The organism is Luxibacter massiliensis, assembly GCF_900604355.1.
In the GTDB taxonomy this organism is placed as follows: Bacteria; Bacillota; Clostridia; order Lachnospirales; family Lachnospiraceae; genus Luxibacter; species Luxibacter massiliensis.
On the sequence record NZ_UWOE01000002.1, the window covers coordinates 181,765 to 205,439 of the forward strand.

The 23,675-nt window shown below is 45.5% G+C and carries 22 protein-coding genes; 14 read left to right on the forward strand and 8 right to left on the reverse strand.

Annotated elements, in window-relative coordinates:
- The first annotated feature begins 18 nt into the window (after positions 1-18).
- A complete protein-coding gene (locus EFA47_RS18790) occupies positions 19-987 on the forward strand; it encodes a glycosyltransferase family 2 protein (RefSeq protein ID WP_122644714.1) in 969 nt (322 codons plus the stop codon).
- Between the two features lie 73 nt (positions 988-1,060).
- On the opposite strand, the gene EFA47_RS18795 is transcribed toward EFA47_RS18790, so the two are convergent.
- Positions 1,061-1,798, reverse strand: a complete 738-nt coding sequence (locus EFA47_RS18795) for a ZIP family metal transporter (protein WP_122644715.1) — start codon at positions 1,796-1,798, stop codon at positions 1,061-1,063.
- Between the two features lie 303 nt (positions 1,799-2,101).
- Between EFA47_RS18795 and yaaA the strand changes: the two genes are divergently transcribed.
- Positions 2,102-2,881 (forward strand): peroxide stress protein YaaA, encoded by a 780-nt coding sequence (gene yaaA / locus EFA47_RS18800; protein ID WP_122644716.1) that lies wholly within the window; start codon positions 2,102-2,104, stop codon positions 2,879-2,881.
- Here yaaA and EFA47_RS18805 read toward each other — a convergent pair.
- The 3 genes from EFA47_RS18805 to EFA47_RS18815 all read right to left on the reverse strand — a co-directional run bounded on the left by EFA47_RS18805 (position 2,876) and on the right by EFA47_RS18815 (position 7,598).
- Positions 2,876-4,192 carry an amidohydrolase gene (locus EFA47_RS18805; protein ID WP_122644717.1) on the reverse strand — a complete coding sequence of 439 codons (1,317 nt, stop codon included), beginning with the start codon at positions 4,190-4,192 and terminating at the stop codon, positions 2,876-2,878. The two genes, yaaA and EFA47_RS18805, sit on opposite strands and share 6 nt — an antisense overlap.
- Positions 4,193-4,309: 117 nt before the next feature.
- Positions 4,310-5,053, reverse strand: a complete 744-nt coding sequence (locus EFA47_RS18810) for an ABC transporter ATP-binding protein (protein ID WP_122644718.1) — start codon at positions 5,051-5,053, stop codon at positions 4,310-4,312.
- A 13-nt stretch (positions 5,054-5,066) separates the two neighbouring features.
- Positions 5,067-7,598, reverse strand: coding sequence for an FtsX-like permease family protein (locus EFA47_RS18815; protein ID WP_122644719.1), 2,532 nt, complete (start codon positions 7,596-7,598; stop codon positions 5,067-5,069).
- A 521-nt stretch (positions 7,599-8,119) separates the two neighbouring features.
- On the opposite strand from EFA47_RS18815, the gene EFA47_RS18820 reads away from it, so the two are divergent.
- The 6 genes from EFA47_RS18820 (at position 8,120) to EFA47_RS18845 (ending at position 13,659) form a co-directional block, all read left to right on the forward strand.
- A complete protein-coding gene (locus tag EFA47_RS18820) occupies positions 8,120-9,784 on the forward strand; it encodes a propanediol/glycerol family dehydratase large subunit (protein WP_122644720.1) in 1,665 nt (554 codons plus the stop codon).
- Positions 9,785-9,795: 11 nt separating this feature from the next.
- Complete coding sequence (locus tag EFA47_RS18825) at positions 9,796-10,482, forward strand: propanediol/glycerol family dehydratase medium subunit (protein WP_122644721.1); 687 nt, start codon at positions 9,796-9,798, stop codon at positions 10,480-10,482.
- 1 nt (position 10,483) lies between these two features.
- Positions 10,484-10,876, forward strand: a complete 393-nt coding sequence (locus EFA47_RS18830) for a diol dehydratase small subunit (RefSeq protein WP_122644722.1) — start codon at positions 10,484-10,486, stop codon at positions 10,874-10,876.
- Complete coding sequence (locus tag EFA47_RS18835; RefSeq protein ID WP_122644723.1) at positions 10,873-12,693, forward strand: diol dehydratase reactivase subunit alpha; 1,821 nt, start codon at positions 10,873-10,875, stop codon at positions 12,691-12,693. The genes EFA47_RS18830 and EFA47_RS18835 overlap by 4 nt, the downstream gene beginning before the upstream one ends.
- Positions 12,690-13,019, forward strand: coding sequence for a glycerol dehydratase reactivase beta/small subunit family protein (locus EFA47_RS18840; RefSeq protein ID WP_122644724.1), 330 nt, complete (start codon positions 12,690-12,692; stop codon positions 13,017-13,019). Before EFA47_RS18835 ends, EFA47_RS18840 begins: the two co-directional genes overlap by 4 nt.
- Positions 13,020-13,092: 73 nt before the next feature.
- A complete protein-coding gene (locus EFA47_RS18845; protein ID WP_122644725.1) occupies positions 13,093-13,659 on the forward strand; it encodes a cob(I)yrinic acid a,c-diamide adenosyltransferase in 567 nt (188 codons plus the stop codon).
- 144 nt (positions 13,660-13,803) lie between these two features.
- Here the strand turns inward: EFA47_RS18845 and EFA47_RS18850 are convergent, their stop codons facing one another.
- Together EFA47_RS18850 and EFA47_RS18855 are read right to left on the reverse strand one after the other, a co-directional pair.
- On the reverse strand, positions 13,804-15,552 hold the full coding sequence (locus tag EFA47_RS18850) for a GHKL domain-containing protein (protein ID WP_122644726.1): 1,749 nt from the start codon (positions 15,550-15,552) through the stop codon (positions 13,804-13,806).
- The gene (locus EFA47_RS18855; protein WP_122644727.1) at positions 15,552-16,280 is read right to left on the reverse strand and encodes a LytR/AlgR family response regulator transcription factor; all 729 of its coding nucleotides are present in this window, start codon (positions 16,278-16,280) and stop codon (positions 15,552-15,554) included. Before EFA47_RS18855 ends, EFA47_RS18850 begins: the two co-directional genes overlap by 1 nt.
- Positions 16,281-17,043: 763 nt before the next feature.
- Between EFA47_RS18855 and asnB the strand changes: the two genes are divergently transcribed.
- From asnB to rpsR, 6 genes are all read left to right on the forward strand, one after another.
- Positions 17,044-18,582 carry an asparagine synthase (glutamine-hydrolyzing) gene (gene asnB / locus EFA47_RS18860; RefSeq protein WP_122644728.1) on the forward strand — a complete coding sequence of 513 codons (1,539 nt, stop codon included), beginning with the start codon at positions 17,044-17,046 and terminating at the stop codon, positions 18,580-18,582.
- A gap of 220 nt (positions 18,583-18,802) precedes the next feature.
- Positions 18,803-19,588, forward strand: a complete 786-nt coding sequence (srtB, locus tag EFA47_RS18865; protein WP_122644863.1) for a class B sortase — start codon at positions 18,803-18,805, stop codon at positions 19,586-19,588.
- 88 nt (positions 19,589-19,676) lie between these two features.
- Positions 19,677-19,865, forward strand: a complete 189-nt coding sequence (locus EFA47_RS18870; protein WP_122644729.1) for a DUF951 domain-containing protein — start codon at positions 19,677-19,679, stop codon at positions 19,863-19,865.
- Positions 19,866-19,991: 126 nt separating this feature from the next.
- Entirely contained in the window at positions 19,992-20,279 is a 288-nt protein-coding gene (gene rpsF, locus EFA47_RS18875) for a 30S ribosomal protein S6 (protein ID WP_122644730.1), read from the forward strand.
- 14 nt (positions 20,280-20,293) lie between these two features.
- Positions 20,294-20,737, forward strand: a complete 444-nt coding sequence (locus tag EFA47_RS18880) for a single-stranded DNA-binding protein (RefSeq protein WP_122644731.1) — start codon at positions 20,294-20,296, stop codon at positions 20,735-20,737.
- A 79-nt stretch (positions 20,738-20,816) separates the two neighbouring features.
- Entirely contained in the window at positions 20,817-21,083 is a 267-nt protein-coding gene (gene rpsR / locus EFA47_RS18885) for a 30S ribosomal protein S18 (RefSeq protein WP_122644732.1), read from the forward strand.
- An 81-nt stretch (positions 21,084-21,164) separates the two neighbouring features.
- On the opposite strand, the gene EFA47_RS18890 is transcribed toward rpsR, so the two are convergent.
- Complete coding sequence (locus EFA47_RS18890; protein WP_122644733.1) at positions 21,165-22,409, reverse strand: MFS transporter; 1,245 nt, start codon at positions 22,407-22,409, stop codon at positions 21,165-21,167.
- A gap of 2 nt (positions 22,410-22,411) precedes the next feature.
- The gene (locus EFA47_RS18895) at positions 22,412-23,581 is read right to left on the reverse strand and encodes a M20 metallopeptidase family protein (RefSeq protein ID WP_122644734.1); all 1,170 of its coding nucleotides are present in this window, start codon (positions 23,579-23,581) and stop codon (positions 22,412-22,414) included.
- Between the last annotated feature and the right edge of the window lie 94 nt (positions 23,582-23,675).

Genomic DNA, 23,675 nt, shown 5'->3' on the forward strand with positions numbered 1-23,675 from the left:
GAATGAGAGGGATAACCTATGGACGAAATCGCAGTACTGATTCCTTGCTACAATGAGAGCAAGACAGTCACAAAAGTAATTCATGACTGGAAGGAGGCAATTCCAGAAGCCGTTATTTACGTATATGATAATAATTCTATGGATGAAACTGCCGAACTGGCTGAGAGGGCAGGGGCAGTTGTACGCCATGAATACCAGCAGGGGAAGGGGAATGTCATTCGGAGGATGTTTCGCGAGATTGATGCCAAGGCATATATAATGGTAGACGGAGATGACACGTACCCTGCAAAGTTCGGACGGGAGATGGTGGAGAAGGTTCTCTGCCGTCATGCAGATATGGTCGTAGGAGACCGCCTGTCCTCCACTTACTTTACGGAGAATAAACGGCCTTTCCATAATTTTGGCAATACTTTGGTCCGCAAATCAATTAATACACTGTTTAAAAATGATATAAAAGATATCATGACAGGTTACCGGGCATTTAGTTATAATTTTGTTAAGACATTTCCGGTACTGTCAAAAGGATTTGAAATTGAAACTGAGATGAGCATTCACGCGGTGGACAAAAATATGCAGGTGGAGAATGTGATCATAGAATACCGCGACCGTCCCGAGGGAAGCGAATCGAAATTAAACACATACAGAGATGGGATGAAAGTGCTCCGCACAATTTGGCGTTTATACAGAAGCTATAAACCACTTGGATTTTTTTCATTTGTATCTCTTATGCTTGGACTGATCAGTACAGTCTTTTTAATTCCAGTGCTGGTCACTTATGCACAGACGGGGATGGTTCCCAATTTCCCCACGTTAATTGTGTGCGGATTTGTATATATGGCAGCTATTATCTCATTTTTTGCAGGGTTAATCTTATCGTCTATTGTCCAGCAGGACAGACAGGATTTTGAAATACGCCTGATTGCCAGCCAAAACCGTTTTCAACAGAATATTGAAAAAGAGGCCGCAGGACAGAAGCCTGGCCAGTAAAAGAATCTTGAAACCCAGCGAAACCTTAGCTGGGTGCTGGGAACAATTTTGCAGCAGACTATGTCCAGGCCCTTTAGTGATAAATGAGAAGCAGGCCTGTTAATATTCCTAAAATTGTCATCAGCACGGAACGTTTACTTTGGCACATCCAGGCAGATTCGGGGAGAAGTTCCCCAAAAATGACATACAGCATAGAACCGCCCGCAAAGCTAAGGCTCAAGGCCAGGCCAAGGGAGCCCAGATCGCCGATCAGGTAGCCAATAGCGGCTCCAATAATCGTGGGCGTGCCGCTTAGGGCTGTCAATAATATGGCTTTCTCTTTTGCCATGCCTCCGCTGATGAGAGGGACTGAGATTGCCATCCCGGCGGGAACATTGTGGATTCCAATGAGGAGTCCCAGAACTAATATAGCTTTTATATTTCCATGGCTGCCCGCATAGGAAGCGCCGATTGTCATCCCCTCTGGTACATTATGGACGGCAATCGCGCAGGCCATCACAGCGCCTGCCATGAATAGAGAATGGTCTGCCCCGCTGCTTCTGGCTTCTGTTATATTGTGAAGCAAGTATATAATGACTGCCCCTGCCATGATTGAAAATATAACTGCGAAGATATTTATATTTGTTTCTATGGCATCCAGGATAAGGTCAAAACACACTATGCTGGTCATAACACCTGCAGCGAAACTTAAAAGCATGCCTACACTTCTGCCTGATTCCTTTTTAAACAGCGCTCCAAAGAGGCCTCCCAGTCCCATACCGCCGGCTCCGGCTACTGCTGCTGTCAGTAATAATTCTCCTATTGTATCCATAGTAGTCACCTCTTTTTTATGAACTATGCCTAATGTCCTGCCAGATAAAGCTGGGGACAATTCTGCAGTGTACTATGCAATAAGCATATTCACATATTCAACATTATAAACACAAAATACTAAAAAATCTATACTTGGGGGTTGTATGATATAATGGCGCCAGGGGGGGTCCTTAATACATACTGAAGGGCGTTCCATTACATATGTCCCTGCGGGAAGGCGGATACACCCAACAGAGCCGCGCCCAGGAGTTTTTCCGATGTATGCCCCTGGATATATACAATATAGAAGGAAGGATCTTATATGTTAAAAATCATAATATCTCCTGCCAAGAAAATGAATGTTTTAGATGAGTTTACCTGCCCGGTGACTTATCCGGCATTTTTGGGGCAGGCGCTTTATCTTCATGGTATATTGTCAGGAATGTCCCAGGAGGAATTAAAAGAGTTATGGAGATGCAGTGATAAGCTGGTTCATGCTAACTGGGAACGCCTGCATTCTTACAGTCCGTCCCGGCTGCTGACGCCAGCGCTGCTTGCCTATGAAGGGATACAGTACCAGTATATGGCTCCCCATATATTCTCAGAAGCAGAATGGGAATATACGGTTCAACATTTGCGGATTCTGTCGGGATTTTATGGTATTTTAAGGCCCACAGATGGAGTAGTCCCATACCGTTTGGAGATGCAGGCAAAACTTAAGACAGAAAACGCCAGCCACCTCTATGATTTCTGGGGCGGGAGCCTGTATGATAAATTGAAGGGAGAAGCCGTTGCTTCAGAATATATGGATATTTTAAACTTAGCCTCAGCAGAATACAGCCGTGCTATTCTGCCTTATATAAAGCCGCCTGTGAGATGCTTTACCTGTATTTTCGGAGAAGAAGTACGGGGGAAAACTAAGGTAAAGGCCACACAAGCGAAAATGGCCAGGGGCGAAATGGTCCGCTGGATGGCCGAAAATCAAATATCGAATGTGGAAGATATTAGGGACTTTAGGAGGTTGGATTATGAATATCAGCCTGGCCTGTCAACAGAGACAGAATATGTTTTTATTAAAAATGTAAAAAAACAGGATTTATAGTAAACCATGTTCCTCTATAGCGCGCTTTAATCCATCCGGGTCATTGAGGAGCATCCAGCTGCCAAGCGCCATGCATTCTGCCGCATACAGCATTCCTTTTTCGCCGATGCTCATTCCTGCCTGGGCAGTAGCCGACCAGTGGTGGAGAGGGGTGCCCTTGCACATGGCAGCGGCGCTGAGCATGACTGTGGGGACAGTGTGGCTGACGTCTGAAACATCTGTCCCAATGGCCAGGGGTACTGGCTGGTCTTCCAACGGCTCTAACCCAGTGAAATAAAGGCCGTTGTTTTCCAGTCCCGCCTGGCGGCTTACATTTCTTGCAAACTCCAATTCTTTTTCAGTGTAAATGGGAAGCGCTGTCTGTTCCATGGCATGATAGAAAATCTCGGCCAGTGTCCGGTTGACTTTCATTTCCTTATTGCTGGCGGCCAGCTCAATCTCCACCCTGGTACCAGTCATAAGTGCAGCGCCTCTTGCACAGTCGTCTACCCTTCTGGATACGTCCTCTGTCTTTGCGCGTTTCCCTGAGCGGATAAAATAGTTGGTGGAGGCGTAGGCGGGCACGATATTAGCGGGGCCGCAATCACTGGTATAGGCATAGTGGATCCGGACGTCGTCAGCCACATGCTCCCTGAGATAATTAACGCCTACATTCATCAACTCGGCTGCATCCAGCGCACTGCGCCCAGCTTCTGGATGCTTGGCTGCATGGGCTGAGGTCCCAAAAAATTTATAATTTTTAATGTCCTGGGCCTGCCAGATATCGTAACTCACCCTGTTTCTGTCAAATGGATGCCAGGTTACTGCCACGGATAAATCATCAAATACGCCCTGCTCATTCATGCGGATCTTTCCTATGACGATTTCCTCTGCCGGGCATCCATAAACGCGGATCGTCCCTGCTCCTTTTCTGCCTTTCATTTCCGCCTCTATCTGTGCCTTGAGAGCACAGGCGGCTCCAGCGCAGGCAGTACCTAGAAGGTTATGGCCGCATCCGTGGCCTGGTAATCCGGTAGGGCAATATTGGCTGACTGCCTCCTGGCCAAGTCCAGGCAAGGCATCGTATTCTGCCAAAAATCCGATGACAGGCTCGCCGTACCCCCATTCGGCAATAAAGGCTGTTTCAAATCCGGCAATGTTCCACTGCACGGAGAAACCACGGCTCTCTAGGAATTCGGCAAGGCATCTGGAGGAATACACTTCCTTGCCAGATAATTCAGGGTGCCGGAATATTTTGTGGGCAGTCTCCCTCATAAAATCAAAATTTTGGTCAAACCATCCCTTTAAGACGGAAGCACTTATTTGAACCATATAGACTAGATCCTCCTATCCTTATTTTAAATATCAGTTAATACATAACTCAGGGCGTTCCATGGCATAACCCTCACGGACAGACAGAAGTAAGGGCGCCACAGAGACAGGCCGAATTCAGCGGATGCTTTCCTGCAGTCCAAGGGTAATTCTTTTACAGAAGCTGTCTCTGTCCTCCCCCTGCCCTCTCTGCAATATATCTGAAATGGAACCATCCCGCATAGTGATGATTTTATCACAGTATGCTGCTACCCTTGCGTCGTGCGTGACCAGGATGATTGTCTTTCCATAGTTTCTGTTAATTTCTTCCAACATATCCATAACGGCCTCACCTGATTGTGAATCCAGGCTTCCGGTAGGTTCGTCTGCTAAAATGACAGCGGGACTGTTCATAAGGGCACGGCAGATGGCCGTCCTTTGTTTTTCGCCCCCGGAAAGCTCGCTGGGAGTTTTATCCAGCAGATGTGACAGTCCAGTCCTGGCAGCATAGGACTTAGTCCGCTCTTTTATGGCAGAAATATCATCCCTGTCCAGAATTGACGGAAGATAAATATTTTCTCTTACAGTTAGGTTGTCCATCAGGCAAAAGTCCTGAAATATGAATCCAAGTTCTTTTCGTCGGATATCAGATAGTTCATCTTTGTCAAGCTCTCCTGTATCTCTCCCCTGAAAATAGACAGTTCCCTGGGTAGGCCTGTCTATGAGGCCAAGAATTTTCAGGAGCGTGGTCTTTCCACAGCCGGATCTCCCCATAATGCCTATAAACTCCCCTTCATTTGCGGAAAAATCTATCCCTTTTAGAACTTGGATAGTTTCGGAATAATCCCGGATGATTGAATCTGCTTTGATTACTGTTTTCATAGTACCTCCCTGCTTAGTTGTTTATCTGTTTCCAGAGACAGCGGTATATGCACCATGCTGCCAGAAAGTGTATAAAGAGATATGCGCATAGGCACAGGGCGAATACCTGAATATATAGTCCGATCTCGGAAATAGAATAGAACCGGATCTGCCACATTATAACGGTCAGCATGAAGCCTGCTGCTATGCCAATTGCGGCAGGCAAAAGTACAAAGGGGCGGTATTGCCCTATAAACAGCTTTTTGCGTTCCTGCACCCTCATGCCCGTCTGATCCAGAAATTTATATTGCCACTTTAACTCCCTGATATTAGCCTCATACTGGGCGTACAGGAGGAAAAAATATGCAATAAAGAGGATGGAGGCCACGGCTCCATAAATAGTTATTTTGAAGTTTTGCTCCCCCATATGGTCTGCCAGCAGCTGATTCCGGGTATAAAAATGCTTAATTGAGGGATCCCAGTCTTTTTCATGTGGATATTTAGTATCCAGAAATGAAAGTGATCCGATAAACTCTGAAGTATTTTCACTGGGCACATCCCAAACTACCAGATTGGTCGGCCCTTCAGTCAGGTTGGAGTCATGTTCCATTGTATATGATTTCCACTCTTGATTTGTTATCTGCAGGCGTTCATCCCAGTTCTCTTCATTTTGCCTGGAAATGGTCTGGTATATTTTATTAAACCATTCGTCAGACATAACAATAAGGTTTTCTTCCAGTCCCTGGTGGAAGGCGCCGGTAAGTACTGCCCTTTCTTGGCTTTTGATCTTTCTTTCAGGGAAAATATGATCCACGTCACTGGTATTGTATACATCCAGCGGCTGGCCGAAGCGGAGCCTTGGCTTGAGGCTTCCTATATCCCAGTCTATTGGTTGGGCCTTTACAGACCTGTCCTGCTGATATACCACATGCATCTCCTGGTCTTTTAACCCCAGGTTTTTAGTTTCCAGTGACAGTGCTGCCCTAAGTTCATTGTATGTGGACTGGGATATCCCTATGTGCTGCCCTTGTATCCATATGACACTGCGCCCGCCGCCCCAATGTTCCCTCTCCTCATCCCCGTCTATAGACGTTATGCGGACCATGGGATATACAGACATCTGAGCTTTGTACTGTGCAGAAATTTCCTGCAGCTGATCCATATCCTGTGAGTATGCCATACCTACAACATCATAAGGGAACAGGGTCTGGGAGTCTTCGGCAATAAGGGCGCTGAACAGCCGTATACCTGCCAATCCCCACAGACAAATCTGGATTGTGGATAATACAATCATATTTCTGGTATTTGATTTGAATTTTGAGTAAAAAGGACTTACCTTCAGTATATTAGGAAAATATCTGGAATCTTTTTTCCTGTAATGCCTGAAAAAGACAGCCAGTCCGCCCGAAAGAACCCAGGCGAATCCTGGAACCAGCGCCAGGAATATATAGACTGTTTCTGCAGATTTTTGCCTGGAAAACCACAGACAGGCAAGGGCAATCAGGATAATCCCGGCAATCAGACGCCAGACAAGTCCTTTACTGTAGACAGGTTCTGGTTTATTTTGAGGCGCTGCGGCCTGTCCGATGCCCGCCCTGACAATATGATCCTGATTCAGCATAAGAGCCAGGCAGCAGATAAAGAGGTATATACCAAAAGTAACTCCCAGGCTTTCCAGTGAAACCCACATGCCTGATGCGGCGATCCCTAGAATAATCCCTGCCCCGCCGCCTGTAAGGATGCACAGCATATATTCAAGAACCAGCATTGCATATAGCGTTTTTCTGCGGATACCGAGCATCAAATATACGGCATATTTATTTCCTCTGTTTTTTATATAATGTGAGACGACGGCAAACATCAAAAAGAGGAACACCAAAGATAACATTCCCCCAAGCTCAATGAACATCCGAAGAAGTCCGTTTCCTTTGAAAATATCTTCAATGCCGTGGACTTCCTGCATTTTCATATAAACAGATGAACAGACATAGAGGACAAATGCTGTCAGGACCCCTCCCAATGTAAGTAGGATGTTCAGACTTTTATAAAATGTAAAATTTTTCAATATAATATGATAAAATTCTGCCGGATAAGGTTTTTCCTTCGCCTTTTTTATTTTTGCCGGCCGTGGCTGTTCCTTTGCAGCTTTCGAATCTTTAAATTCAAATAAACATACTTGTGTAAAGAATTCACCAAATGATATGGCAGAAAATATGAGGAAGGAAGTAATATAGGGAAATGAAAAAACTGTGGCTGCCAAGAGCAGCATTTCTATATGCTTTAATGTGTTTATCCATCTATGGCGGGTCGTTTTCAGCATGAGAATGGCATCTGCGGCATACAAGACAATTCCCAGCAGGATCATGCCGTGGGCGGCCATGATGATCAGTCCGTCAACCTGCCAGTCCTTTGTCCAAAAGCCTACATAATCCTGGCTGCGGACAGCGGCCCCAAATGCGGAATATATATTATAACGTTTTTCCCCCATAGGAACAGAAATAAACAGGGGGCATACTGCCATTATACAAGCGCTAATCCATGCAGTCCTTTTTTTGATTATTTCCATGTGCTTCTCCTTTGACAACAGATTTTATTCCCTCGGGCAATGCGGCATTTTCACGTGTCTATGTGGAGGCTGCCCACCGGGCCTAATACTCCAAGGCTTGCGTTGCTGCCAGTTTGATGCCCCGTATGCCTGCGCCGGGGTATATACTCTCAAGGGCATCCTTTAACTTATGCCTTTACAGGCAGGCGGACTTTATACGGCAAAAAATATAGAGTGATATAATTATAGCAGAATGGCTCCTGGATAGCCAGAGAATGCCAGATAATTTACAGCCTTTATGGGGCCTGTCTTTTTGCCGGGCGGTATTCCTGCGAGCAGCAAGCCAAAAGGACATGCTTATATGTCCATTTGGCAACGGCCCCATTTGACTGGATTGATACGTTGGTTTGTGTGGTTTTTGCACATAAAAAGTGTGGATTTTTGATTGTTTGATAGAATAATGAATTGCTATTTTTTGGGGATTGTTGTATAATAAAAATATTGTAAAACGTGGGAGAGTATCCGTAAGGAGAAGTAAGAAAATGAGAAGATCAAAACGTATTGAGACATTGGACAAGCGTCCGGTAAATTTGGATGGCTATATAAATGAATGGCCGGAGATGGGATTTACTGCAATGAAGAGTCCTTATGACCCGCAGCCTTCTGTCAGGGTAGAGGATGGCAGGATTGTAGAGCTGGACGGGAAGAAAAGAGAGGAGTTTGACTTTATTGACCAGTTTATTGCAGATTATGCCATCCATGTTGGACGGACAGAGAGTTCTATGCGCGTGCCGTCCCTTGATATTGCAAGGATGATTGTGGATATCCATGTTTCCAGAAAAGAGATCTTGGAACTTGTAAGTGGGATTACCCCGGCGAAGATGGCGGAGGTGATGAACCACCTGAATGTAGTTGAGCTTATGATGGGCATGCAGAAGATCAGGGCCCGGAGGACTCCGGGGAACCAGGCCCACATCACGAATTTAAAGGACGATCCGGTTCAGATTGCCGCGGATGCCGCGGAAGGGGCGCTTCGGGGGTTTGCTGAGGAAGAGACAACTATGGGAGTGGCCAGATATGCCCCGTTAAGCTCTATTGCACTTTTGATCGGATCCCAGGTGGGGCGGCCGGGGGTATTGACCCAGTGTTCCGCGGAGGAGGCCACTGAGCTGGAGTTAGGCATCCGGGGACTGACCACATATGCAGAGACGTTGTCTGTGTATGGCACGGAAAAAGTATTTATTGATGGAGATGACACGCCTTATTCTAAAGCGTTTCTTAATTCAGCGTATGCCTCAAGAGGACTGAAGGTACGTTTTACATCAGGCGCCGGCTCTGAGGTCCTGATGGGCAGCAGTGAGAAGAAATCCATGCTTTATCTGGAATGCCGCTGCCTCTATGCAACAAAGGGCGCCGGGAGCCAGGGCATACAGAATGGGTCTGTAAGCTGCATAGGCGTGGCAGGGGCTGTGCCTGGAGGCATACGGGAGGTCATGACAGAGAACTTGGTGGCTGCTCTTTTAGGGTTGGAGTGCGCATCCTCCAATGACCAGAGCTTTTCCAATTCTGATATGAGGAGAACTGCCAGGACAATGCTGCAGTTCCTGCCTGGAACAGATTTTATTTTCTCTGGCTATGCAGGGGAGCCTAACTATGACAATATGTTTGCAGGGTCTAATTTTGATGCAGAGGATTTTGACGATTATAATGTGCTGCAGAGGGACATGCAGGTGGACGGCGGGTTAAGGCCTGTGACAGAAGAAGAAGTCATACATGTCCGAGGGAAAGCCGGAAAGGCGGTACAGGCTGTGTTCAGGCAGCTGGGACTGTCACCTGTGACAGATGAGCAGGTGGACGCTGTCACCTATGCACATGGCAGTAAGGACACACTGCCACGCGATGTGACGGCGGACCTTATGGCTGCAGAGGATGTGCTGAAGCGGGGCATAACCGGTATAGATATCGTAAAGGCATTGGCCGAGACAGGGTACCAGGATATTGCGGAGAGCGTATTGAGTATGCTCAAGCAGCGCGTTGCTGGTGATTATATGCAGACGGCGGCTATTTTGGACAGAGACTTCCATGTCCTGTCAGGAGTCAACACACCCAACGACTATATGGGGCCGGGGACTGGTTATCGTGTAGAGGGAGAGCGCTGGGAGGAGATTAAGAAGATTCCCCATATTATAAACCCGCAGGATATTTAGGAGGAAAGACCATGCAGATTAACGAAGCTTTAGTGAAACAGATAGCGAATGCTGTCCTGGCTGAAATAAAACAGAAAGGTACACAGGAACCTTCAAACAGTGTACAGTCCACAAGTCCCGCCCCTTCCCTCGCAGGGCATGACCGGGTGAATGAAATCAAGACTTCCTATGTTTCTTATCCCAGGGCGAAGAAGGGGACAGACCCTAAGGAAGTTGTTATTGGGGTTGGGGCCGCCTTTCAGAGAGAGATAAAAAAGACAATCTGCGGCATCCCTCTGGATGATGTACTGAGAAATATTAAGGCTGGCATAGAGGAAGAGGGGCTGATACCCAGGGTTGTCAAGATTTTAGATACATCGGATGTATGCTTTATGGCATTGGAGGCTGCCAAGCTTTCAGGATCAGGTATTGGTATCGGCCTGCAGTCAAAAGGGACAACGGTAATTCATCAGAAGGATTTATACCCCCTTTCCAATTTAGAGTTGTTTCCCCAGGCTCCCCTTATGGATCTGGACACATACCGTCAAATAGGCCAGAACGCGGCTAAGTATGTAAAGGGCGAGCAGGTTGTGCCGGTTCCCTGCACTAACGACCCTATGTCCAGGCCTAAATATCAGGTAAAGGCGGCGCTGATGCATATTGCGGAGACAGAACAGCTGGATCCGGAAGTAGGAATTATCGAATGGGAGGGATTATGATATGCAGTACCCATTAGGAGAACATGAAAAGGAACGTATTACATCAAAGACAGGAAAGAAGCTGACAGATATTACATTGGATGAGGTTATGAAGAACCATGTGGCGGCGGATGATATCAAAATATCAAAAGAAATGCTAAGGGCCCAGGGCCAGGTAGCCAGGGAAGCGGATAATGGCCCTATGGAGAAGAACTTTGAAAGGGCTGCAGAACTGGTGGATGTGCCGGATGATGTGATTTTGAAGATGTATGATAAGCTGCGCCCGAACCGCTCTACAAAGCTGGAGCTGGTTATGATGGCCCAGGAGCTTTTGGAGAAGTACCACGCAAGGAACTGTGCAAGGCTTGTGATGGAAGCCGCTGAAGTGTATGAGAAGAGAGGGATTCTGCTTTGAGTTATATTGCTGGAGTAGATATAGGTAATTCAACTACAGAAGTCTGCGTTGGCGAGGCCGGGGGGGATGGCAGGATCCATTTTCTGACCAGCGCCTCCTGCGCTACCACTGGTACAAAGGGAACAGTCGAAAATATCCATGCCATTAAATCTGCGCTAGTCCAGGCAATGAGTAAGATTGGCCGGGAGGTGACAGATATTGACCTGATCCGGCTAAATGAAGCCGCGCCGGTTATCGGGGATACTGCCATGGAGACTTTGACGGAAACAATTATTACGGATTCTTCTATGATTGGCCATAATCCCTCCACTCCGGCCGGTGCAGGGCAGGCTGTTGGGGAGATTCTCTTGATTGAGAATATATCCCGGGGCGTGCCGGGGATTCCCTATATTGTGGCTGCGTCTGCAGTATATTCCTATGAGGAGGCCGCGGCTATTTTAAATCAGTCGGCGGATTCGCTGGATATTACAGGGGTCATTCTGCAGGCGGATGAGGCCGTGCTTGTGGAAAACCGTTTGCAGAAGAAAGTGCCGATTATTGATGAAGTGGCACGCATCGATAAACTGCCTGACGGTGTTCTGGCGGCTATTGAGGTAGCCCTTCCCGGGCAGACAGTGAGGATGCTTTCTAATCCCTATGGCATTGCCACATTGCTTAGCCTAAATGCAGAGGAGACACGGGTCATTACGCCAATTGCCAAGAGCTTAATCGGCAAGCGCAGTGCGGTTGTAATTAAGACGCCGGGGGGCAATATCCGGGAGAATGTGCTGCCTGCAGGTGAAATTTATCTGGATGCGCAGAATAGTACTTCTGTTAATCTGGACGAGGGCGCTCAGAAGATTATGGAGGCTGTGTCTAATGCAGGGGATATACGGGACATCAGCGGCCAGGAAGGGACCAATGTAGGAAATATGCTGGCCCGTATCAGGAAGGGCATGAGCGAGGTGGATGCAGGAGCCGATGCAGACATACGCATCACAGATATCCTTGCAGTGGATACACTGGCGCCTGTGCTTATCTCGGGCGCCCTTGCAGGTGAAACCTGTCTGGAGAAAGCGGTGGGGATTGCTGCCATGGTTAAGACACAGCAGCTCCCCATGAGGCAGATTGCCCAAAGGCTGGAAGGGGAATTAAGTACAAAGGTTATGGTTGCGGGAGTGGAGGCCGTGATGGCTACCCTGGGGGCTCTGACTACACCCGGAACAAAGCTGCCCCTGGCAATTTTGGATATGGGAGGCGGTTCTACCGATGCTGCCGTGATTTCCCAGGAGGGAAGTGTGGCTATGACACACCAGGCAGGCGCCGGAGAACTTGTTTCTATGTTGATAGAGACGGAGCTGGGGTTAGGCGACCGTCATATGGCGGAACAGATTAAGAAGTATCCTCTCGCCAAGGTGGAGAGCCTTTTTCATATGCGTATGGAGAATGGGCAGATGACTTTTGTGGAAGAATCCATTGACCCCAGGTTTTATGGCAGGGTAGTATTGCTTGCAGAGGATGGGTTTATCAGAATGGAACAGGATATCCCTATGGAAAAGATTGTACAGGTGCGCAGAGATGCGAAACGGAAAGTCTTTTTGACAAATGCTTTCAGGGCGCTGAAAAAAGTGGCTCCCGGGCATGACCTGAAAAATATTACGAATGTGGTATTGGTGGGTGGGTCGGCTGAGGATTTCGAGATTCCTGAAATGCTTATGGAGGAGTTTTCTAATTACCGGATTGTGTGCGGCAGAGGAAACATCAGGGGTACACAGGGCCCCCGTAATGCTGTGGCCACGGGACTTGTGCTTTCATATGCAGGAGAAATGCAGTCATGATTATTAAAAAACCTTCGATCTTTATATATGTATATTTACCGGATGCGGCAGTCCTGCGGGAAATATGTGCTGGCATAGAGGAAGAGGGCGTGTTTTATGAGGTGGCGGAAATGTCTGATATATGCCCGGGTGAGCTGGCGTGGAATGCTGCCAATGATTCTATGCTGGGGTCGGGAATAGGCTTAAATGGTTCCCATGCGGCTTTTCAGATGCGGGGAGCCAATAAAAAGCGCAGTGTGCAGGAGTATGATAAACCAACCCGTGAGCAGGCGCGTATGCTGGGAGCTAATAGCGCCAGGGCCATTAAAAAGCTGCCTTTTAAATAGGAGGTTCTATGTTTCTGCCCTGCAGGAGGATTCCAGTTAAATGATGAAATAATGTTTAAAAGGGGAGATGAGTATGAAGATTTATACTAAAAATGGGGACAGCGGTAAAACTTCTCTCATGAATGGAATTAGTGTTTCAAAATCTGATGACCGAATTGAGCTGCTGGGGACTATTGATGAATTAAGCAGCAATATTGGCCTTGCTAAAGTGATCGCTGAGCCATCTTTAAGAGAGCGCCTGTCACAGATACAAAGGGAGCTGATGCAGATGATGGCCGGTATTGCTGATCCCAGAAATATGGAATATCGGTTTACTAAAGAAGAAACACTGGGTCTTGAGGAGGAGATTGACCGCATGGAGGCTCTGTTTACACGGGCAAAAGAGTTTGTCCTTTATGGGGGCTGTGAACAGTCCGCACGCCTGGATGTGGCACGGGCTGTTGCCAGGAGGGCGGAGCGCAGGTTTCGGCGGGTGGCCCAGAATTATGGGGCTGACAGTAAAGCCATGCAGTATATGAACCGGCTGGCAGATTATTTATATGTCGCGGCCCGCTATGCGGACTTTAGATCTTTGACAGAGCCAGATGAAAAGGTACGCCAGGAGATTGTAAAAAATGTGATGGAGAACATAGGAAGATAGAGGATTCCATTGGTGTCAATATAATTTAACAGACAGCAAGAGGCTGCCGCGAAATTAGTTATCCATACGGAGTATGGTATTTGCAGGGGATACCTGCTCCATATTACGCCGGATATCTAAGATTGCGGCAGCTTTTTGTGTACTTTAAGTCATTACATCCAGCATAACTGTGGTTAGAAATATATTGCCTTTATCAATATAATGAATTTCCCCATTATATTTATGTACCAGATCCATGACAATCTGATGCCCCAGGCCATGCCCTTCCCCTTTCATGGAATGAAATCCATTTTGAGTAGGGTGCTCGTAGGGAAGTTTAGAGTTTTCTACCTCTATTATCCAAAAGTTTGCCCTGGCCTGCATTTGTACCGTCAGTTTGCGTTTGTCTTCTGGAAGGAGCAGGCAGGCTTCGATTCCATTATCAATCAGGTTTACGAGAAGGCCTGCCATGTCTACAGGTTCGATCTGGCAGACGGGAGGGACATAAATATGCCAGACTGGCAGGATTTTATGCTGCCGGCAATAACGGTGCTTGATGTTTAGTACAGTATTTATAACTGGAAGGGAAGTAAAGTATATCTGTTCCTTTTGGAAACTAAATTCATTTGTTTTGCCAGATAAAGCAGTGCTGGCCATTTTTTGGACCTCATCCCATTGCATTTTAAGGGAAGCGGCATTCTCAAGCATCTGCCGTGTCCTGCGCTGTGTATATTCAGCCTTGGCATATATAGAGATTGTCAGGCATGTGACACCCAGCAGTATACTCATCAAAATAAAGGCGGCCCACTCATATATGCTATAGTTCTGGGAAATATGGGGAAAAATAAATACCCTAAACCCTAATATACAGAAGAACATTATGGCAATACAGATAATGTAGTATATGAAGTTTTTTCTTTTTACAGGAAAGCTTTTATTCCCGAGAGCGAGGAGCCGAGCGGACATGTTTACATGTCCATTTGGCGACTGCCGCGAGGGTCTAATACCCCGGCTTGCAGTGCTGCTAGTTTGATGCCCCGTATGCTTGCATCGGGGCGTTTGGCTCTCAGATTTAGGCTGTGGAGTATTATATAAGGTTTGCATCAGGGTACGCCGGTATTCCTGTATCTCTGTATTTTGGGGACAACTGGACAGATGGCCTAAGATCTGAAGATGGTTGGAAAGATCATGGCGTAGTTTGTGGACTTCATCGGGATCCGCCTGTATATTCTGATAAAATGCATATTGGTTTTTCAAAATCTCCTGATAGATACTGCGGGCCTCAGACTTATATCTGTGGCGGAAAAATATAAATACAGTGAGAAATAAAATCCATAAAAAGAATACTAAGAGACAGACCGCCAACATACGGTGAAAGGGAACCTGACTTGTGCGGATGACCAGTCCTGCCCCCAGATCCATTAATGTCATAGAAATAAAGAGAAATTTCATGATATTGTAGGGGATTTTATCAAAGAAATTCAAGCGTATTAGGAACCATACAGCCAAAAGAGATAAAAGGGTCAAAAGGCTGGGGAAAAGTATTCCATCCAAGACAGCAAGAGTTGTCATAAAATGCTGCCAGTTAGACAGCAGCAGTCCCTCCAGGATAGTGAGTCCCGAGAAAATCAGGTTGAATAATACATAGTATACAGATTCTTTTATAAAGTAATAAAATCCGCGTTCTGTATAAATATAGGCTGCGGCCAACTGAAGGAGCATACGCATAAACTCCGTAAAAAAGGCGGCATACCACGAAATATGTACCGTGAATATAAGGGAGACAGCGGTAAACAATAAAAATATACTTGTATATACAACTGTAAAAAGTTTTCTTTTATCCACGTCTTTACTTATCAGGAATGTAACTAGGCCAGTGGCCAATGTAAGCCTTATCAGATTGTACAAAAGCATTAAAATCTCCTTTGCTGCCGGCGGTTCTCCATACTGAAGAAGTGCATGAAGTCCTCCTTGAACTTTTTGTATCTGGAACGGCTTACTGGAATTTCAGCAGAATTAACCAGAGTTATTTTTTGTGAAGTAAGAGTATGTATATAATTTAAATTTACGAGGTAACTTTTATGGCAGGACAGGAAGCAGTCGGGAAGCTGTTCTTTTATTTCATTTAGTTTCATATACACAGTATACCTTTCTGCTGTTGTATGAATATGGAGCCTGCGCTTCTCACTCTCTACATAATAAATTTCACTGCTTCTTAATGTAAAAATATTTCCGTTGCTCTGAAGGGTGACTGCAGTATCGCGGCAGCTATTCAGGTATTCAAGGGCCCGCTCTACCGAGGCGGCCAATTTGTCATCGTCAATAGGCTTTACTAAAAAATAGGCTGGGCGAATAGTAAAAATATCATTGGCAAAATTAATATAACCGGTTATCAATACGACTGCAGTCCATGGGCAGCGTGACTGGATCTCATAGGCCAGTTCTATGCCATTCTCCGCTCCGAACTGTATGTCCATAAATAAAATGTCAGGTAAAGTTTTAGCGCCGCGCATATAGTCCCGGAACTTATCCGGCGAACAGAAGAATTGAATATCCCACTCCTCACTAAGGATAGAAGAAATGCGTGACTGTAAATCCTCGGCAATGGACTGTTCATCATCGCAGATTATCAATGTATTCATAAGATATTTCCCCCCACGAGTTAATTCTTATTGGATATAATTATATCATAGAAGTTGCTGGATAAAAAATATAAGATATGAAAAAACGCCAGAGTGTATCCCCGGTTTAGGGAAAAGAGCTAAAAGATTATACTGTAAATAAAGAATCCTCTTCGGGATTAGCACGGGTTCTGCCTGAAACGTGATAACTTTCATTCCATGCCCTTGCAGGCAGACATACAGTGTCTAATAAGGTACACAATAGTCGACAATATTTTTACTTATATAGATATTTAATCCAGCTAAAAATATGTTTAAATTATAGAGCATAACAATAGTAATGTAAAGTAATATATTATTTATAATATTATTTCTCATATTTAATTTGATATGTGAATAAAAGTGTACCTTATTAGACAAAGTCCGCCCGAAGGATATGTATTAGGGGTATACTCTTAGGGTGTACCTTATTGAATATTAGTAGTTCAATAAGTGTATCTTGCTTTATAGCTTTAGCTATAAACATATCTATAGAAATAAACTATTTGAGTATATCGGCTCAGGGACTGCCGCAAAATGTGGGAATTCAACCAAGAATATGTTCTGCCTGCCCGGCAGATACCATGATCTTGTATGAGAAATCCATTTTGCGGCAGTCCTTATTTTAGGCAGTGCTGGAAGGATAAATGAGGGTAACAAAGAAACTTCAAAAGGGAGAGGTTGTTATCATTGGAACTTTCGTTTATAATAGGGATAGCCATTTTACAGGAGAGGAAGCACACAAATGATAAAAATCAAAGAATACAGTGGACATATTCGCAATTGGGAGGAGCTTTGTGAGCGCCTTGGCATTGACCTTTCTCTTACAAGAGAAGAGCGGGAGGAATTAATTCTAATCAGGGCATATGAAACATGGGGACATGAAATGGCAGACCACATGCATGGAATGTTTGCGTTTGCGCTGTGGGATGAAGAGGAGAGGAAGTTGTTCTGCCTTCGGGATCCTTTTGGTACGAAGCCATTTTATTACTATGAGACTGAAGATGGGCGTCTGCTCTATGGGACAACCATCCGCGGAATTATGGAGCAGCCTGGATTTGTAAAGGAACTAAATGAGGAGATGCTGCAGATTTATCTAAGCCTCACGTATGTGGGGGGAGAGAATACATTTTTCCGCGGACTTAAGAAATTGATGCCGGGGCGCTATCTGACATGGCAGCATAGAAAGCTGAAAATTGAGCGTTATTTTCGGCCGGAGTTTCATCCTGACGAAAACCGGGATCTTGAAGAGTGGGCGGATGAGATTCACAGAACGATTCAGGAAATTATGCCTGAGGTAAAGTCAGAGGATGAGGAAGCAGAGTCATTTCTGTCAGGGGGAGTTGACTCATCTTATGTGCTGGCTATGTCTGATGTTAAGGTGTCTGACTCCTGTGGGTATGAGGAGGAACGTTTTGATGAGTCTGGCTTGGCAAAACAGACGGCAGAAATACTGGGCCGCAAGAACAGAAGATGTCTGATTACGCCAGAGGAGTATTTTGGAGTCGTGCCCTATGTTATGTATAATATGGAGCAGCCTTTGGGAGATGCATCTGCTATTGCATTTGCCATTGCGTGCAGGGCCACAGCTCAGCACACGAAGATCTGCTATTCGGGAGAGGGGGCAGATGAGTTTTTTGGCGGATACAATATGTATAGAAATGCTGAACGCTATGGGGAGAATCTGAAGAACTTTTATGTTGGCAATACTAATATAATGAAGGAAGATGAGAAGCAGAGGATTCTGAAGAAATATGACCCGGATGTATTGCCTATAGAGCTGGCACGGGATATTTACGAGGAAACGGAAGGGTTGGATCCTTTGGCTAAGATGTCAGATGTGGACATCCAAATTTGGCTGGAGGGTGATATCTATTTGAATGTGGATAAAATGAGCAGGGCGGCAGGCCTGGAAATCCGTATGCCCCTGACTGACCGCAGGATTTTTGATATTGCGTCCCGTATGCCGTCGAAATATAAGGTGAATGAGGAGCAGAATAAGGTCGCGTTTAGGATGGCTGCGGCAAAAGTACTGCCAGAGGAAATTGCGTTCAGAAAGAAGCTTGGGTTTATTGTGCCCATCCGCATATGGATGGCAGATGACAGATATAACCAGGATGTCAGAGATAAGTTTAACAGCAGGATGGCCGCTGAGTTTTTTGACATTAATGCCATTAATGAAATCTTTGAGGATTATATAGGCGGTAATTCAGATAATTGGAGGAAAGTGTGGACGATTTATACTTTTCTGGTTTGGTATGAGGAATATTTTATTAAAAGATAATCTTTCTTTCTGTAAAAATAAGAATTTAGTTGTATATCTGAAAATAGATGCCCTGTGGGACAGGATTGCGCCAAACTGCATGAGGGCCTGAACTGCGGGGGATTCTTAGGGCATACCTTGTGGGCATATTTGTGTTTAATTGCCTAAGGGGCCCGTGCCTAAGAGTGTCCTTTAGGGCGGAGTGGGCAGGGAGAAATGGATTGAGGGAAGAGTTGGAAATATGAGCAGGAATCAGGAAAAAAAGAAAAGGAAGAAAGGCCGGGGAGGGGGAGCCATATCTACCGCCGTGCTTTTAGCGGCAGTGTGTGTTTTTATATTTTCAGCCTACCAGCTGACGATGGTGCTTGTGCCATATTACACAGGTGGGAAGGAATATGATAAAGTCAAGGAGCTGGCCATCGAACAGACTGATGGAAACGGAGAAGATGGGGATGATTTTAAAGTTGACTTTGAAGCACTCTTGAAGGAGAATCCAGATACAGTAGGGTGGCTCAGGCTGGAAGAACCATCAGTTATCAGTTACCCTATTGTAAAGAGTTCGGATAACGAAGAATATCTCACAAAGACGTTTTCCGCTAATGATAACAGGCTGGGGGCAATTTTCATGGATATGCGGAATAATCCTGAATTTACGGAGCGTAATACATTTATTTATGGGCATAACCTAAAGGTGGGCGGAGAAATGTTTTCGCAGCTAAATGAGTATGCGAGTGAAGAATTCTGTAAGAAATATCCATATTTTTATATTTATACGCCAAATGGACAGAAGCTAACATACCGGGTATTTTCCGCCGCTGTTGTCAAAGATACGGCAGAGAATTATAAAATTACATATGCCACACAGGAAGAGTTTCTTGATTACGAAGAGCTGTGCAAGGCCACGTCGAACTATCAGGTAGATGTTGAATTGAACAGCCAGTCGCAAATTGTGAGTTTGTCTACCTGTACAAACATAAACGACGACGAGAGATTCCTGGTACAGGGGGTGTTGGTAAAAGAGCCTTAGTACAAAAGGGACAGTCCCCTTTGCAAAGGGGACTGTCCCTTTTGACCACCATTTTCAGAATATTCAGTTTTTAATGAGGAGGTGCCCAATGGCAGACAGATTTGATATTGGAGATTTGATACGGATGAAGAAACCTCACCCTTGCGGAAGCCATGAGTGGGAGATTCTGCGTGTAGGTGCGGATTTTAGGCTTAAATGCCAGGGGTGTGGACATCAGATTATGGTTCCCCGGAAGTTGGTGGAAAAGAATACGAAGGAAATCAGGAAAAAAGCTTGAAAGGGACAGGCATTTATGGTATGATTAGTAATCGTGACGTACCTGGGGATTTTTATAGCCTCAGATATAATTTTCCTTGTTCCCGGGTGGACCGGGGGCCAGAGACCATAAGGAGGTGCAAGAAACATGAATAAGTATGAGTTAGCTGTTGTTGTCAGCGCAAAGATCGAAGATGATGCCAGAGCGCAAGTTATCGAAAAAGTGAAAGATTTAATCACACGTTTTGGTGGCAGCGTATCAGACGTTGATGAATGGGGTAAGAGAAGATTTGCTTACGAGATTCAGAAGATGAAAGAGGGATATTACTACTTCATCCACTTCGAATCTGAAAGTACTGTTCCTAGTGAAGTGGAGCAGCGTATCCGTATTATGGATCATGTACTCAGATATTTATGCGTTAGACAGGAAGCATAAAGAAAGAGGTATATATGAATAAAGTAGTTTTGGTAGGGCGCCTCACAAGAGACCCCGAAGTTAGATATTCACAAGGTGACAGTACAACTGCCGTTGCAAGATATACAGTGGCCGTTGACCGCAGATTTAAAAGGGATAATGAACCCACTGCAGATTTTATTCCGTGTGTTGTGTTTGGACGTTCTGCTGAATTTGCGGAGAAGTATTTCCGGCAGGGTATGCGTGTTTCTATATCGGGCCGTATTCAGACCGGAAGCTACACTAATAAAGAAGGCGCTAAGGTGTACACGACAGAGGTTATTATTGAGGAGCAGGAATTTGCGGAGAGCAGAGCCGAGAGTGAAGCTAACAGAAATTCCTTCCAGCAGGCGGCCCCGAGTCCTTCACCGAGTGTCGATGCGGGTGACGGATTCATGAATATTCCGGATGGGATTGATGAAGAGTTGCCGTTTAATTAGACATAGTTGTGAATTTCTTTCTGTCTACTTATTGGGCCGGAGAGGGCCAATAAACTAATTATAACAGGAGGTAAAAGAAATGGCTTACGAAAAGGGCAGCAGACCAGAAGGCGGCTTCAAGAGAAGAGGCCCGGCACGCAGGAGAAAAAAGGTATGCGTATTCTGTGGCAAAGAGAATAATGAGATTGATTACAAAGATGTTGCAAAATTAAAGAAATATATCTCTGAAAGGGGAAAAATTCTTCCCAGAAGGATCACAGGAAACTGTGCAAAACATCAGAGAGCTTTGACGGTAGCGATAAAGAGAGCAAGACATATTGCTTTGATGCCATACGTTCAGGACTAATTCTGACAGCGTAAAATATGAATAAGTAAGAAAAGCCTTTAAACACTAGGATAGCAGTGTTTAAAGGCTTTTCTTTTATGATTACTGTGTACGGTATTTTTTAGAAAGTAAATAAGAGCCAACCCATCCAAAAAGTGCGCCGACTGTGAGGATCAGAAGAAGAATCCAGGCTGTATTATAGGAGCCGCTTGCATCATAGATTGCGGCGACCAGAAGAGAACCAAGCGAGAGGCCAATCTGCGTAAAGCTGTTTGCGATCCCATAAGCCTCTCCATATTTTTCAGCGCCAAAGATAGCGGAGGTTACAAGGGGCGGTGTTACGGTTCCGATAGCATCTCCGAGACCGAAAAGGACAGCCATAATATAAAGTAGGGTTACGTTGCTTCCCATTAGCATAAAGATAAAAGAGACGGCAAATGTTATACAGCCGAATGCAGTACTGACAACAACTCCGTACCGGTCGTTCAGCCAGCCCAGCACGATTTTTCCAAAGATGCCGATTAACGAATACATGGAGATAATCAGAGCCTGTACCTGCGCGCCGTGCATTTCCTCAATTGCAGGAGGGAAGTGGCCCAGGGCACCGGTATTGATCAATCCATTGCAGAGCATCCCCAAAATAAAAATCCAGAAGAATACCTTTGTCCAGGATTCTTTTACACTTAGGGTAAAAGAAGGAGAAGCCTGCGCTGCAGAAGTCTTTGACTGAGCAGCTTCATCACTTCCGTATGGAAGAAGGCCCATATCCTGAGGTGTTTTCCGCAGAAGGAAGAAGGCTGCAGGGAGCGCCAGGACAAGGATAATCAGCGCCATGATCTGATAAGTGTGGCGCCAGCCATAGTGTTCAAGGAGTGTAGTAATAATGGGACTGAAAATAGTTCCGCCCACGCCAATTCCGGCCATGGCAATACTCATTGCCAACCCTCTTTTTTTCACAAACCAGTTTGTAATCATCATGCTGACAGGAATGAGAGCCGCATTTAAGAAGAAGATTCCGGTAAAGAAAGAGGAAATATAAAGGTGGACTGCATTTTGGGCCAGCGAATAGGATGCGTAGGAAAGTACAAATCCTACAATGCTGATACACTGAATCCGGCGCATATTTCCTTTCGCAAGCCTGGAAGAGACAATTGGTGAGATAAAGATGCCAAGTCCCTGCAGAATTGTATTTGCAAGGGTGAAGGCACTTCGGGAGATACCAAGCTCTCCAGTTACCTGGATTAAGAATTTATTACTAAGTGCCATAATCGGAGGCACCATCGTACAAGTGATAATGAGGCATCCGAAGACAATATACCATCCATAAAAAATTTTTTTCTTATTCATAATTAATGCTCCTTATTCAGCCAATGGAAAGCACAGGCTGCGTGTGTGGCTGCTCCGTAAGGCAGGACAGCTTCGTCAAAAAGTACGCCTGGATTGTGATGCTGTACGCTGCATCCCTCTACCTTGCATCCGATCATAAAGTAAGCGGTGGGAACCTGCTCTGAGATACATGCAAAATCATCAGAAGGAGTTACCTTGTAGTCCGTATGGCATATAAAGTCCGGAACGATATGGGAGGCATATTCTGCCAGTTCTGTGGTCAGCTCTGGATCAGAGTAAGTAGACGGTACATCAGAGACGGTCTCATAGTCAACAGACACATGAAAAGCCTTGCCGGTATATTCACAGATCTCCTGCATTCTTTTCACGAGCCGCCCCCTAAGCTGTTTATTGTATGTGCGCAGTGTTCCCATGAGGATGGCCTGATCCGGTACGATGTTAGTCGTGGAACCTGCCTGAAAGGCACCGAAAGTCAGGCTGACTTTCTCAGATGGATCACATTCTCTTGCAATAAGATTCTGAAAAGCGCTATAAATATGTAGTCCGGCATTAATGGGATCAATCCCTAGATGTGGCATCGCCCCATGACATCCTGAGCCGTGGACAGTAATTTTGAAGCCGTCGCAGGAAGAAGTCATATAGCCGGTGCCATAGTTCAGAGAGGGCACTGCAGTATCAAGCATGACGTGCATGCCCATAGCCACATCTACAGGAGGGTTGGATAAAATACCAGCTTCAATCATTTTCTTAGAACCGGCAAATATTTCTTCGGCAGGTTGGAACATCAATTTGACGTTGCCGTGGAGTTCATTGCGGTGTTCAAAAAGTATCTGTGCTGCACCGAGAAGCATTGCTGTGTGCAGGTCATGTCCGCAGTTATGTGCGGCATTTGTCTCACTTTGAAACGGAAGATCATTGATTTCGTTCATTGGCAGTGCATCCATGTCTGCCCGCAGGAGTATTGTTTTTCCTGGATATGCTCCTTTGATGCATGCGGAAATACCAGATGGGCATATTTCTTCTGGATCCAGTCCGATTTCACGCAGACGGTTCATCACATATGAAACTGTTTCCGGCAGATGTTCTCCGGCTTCAGCCCGTCTGTGCAGATGATGCCGGTCTTCCTGCATCTGGATTTCAAGCTCTTTTGCTCTTTCTAAAAAATGATTCATGCAAACTCCTCCTTAATCGCATTTAAAGAATATATAAAGATATGTCTTTATTATAACATTCATACAGAATGTGTCAATATACTTTAGGAAAAAT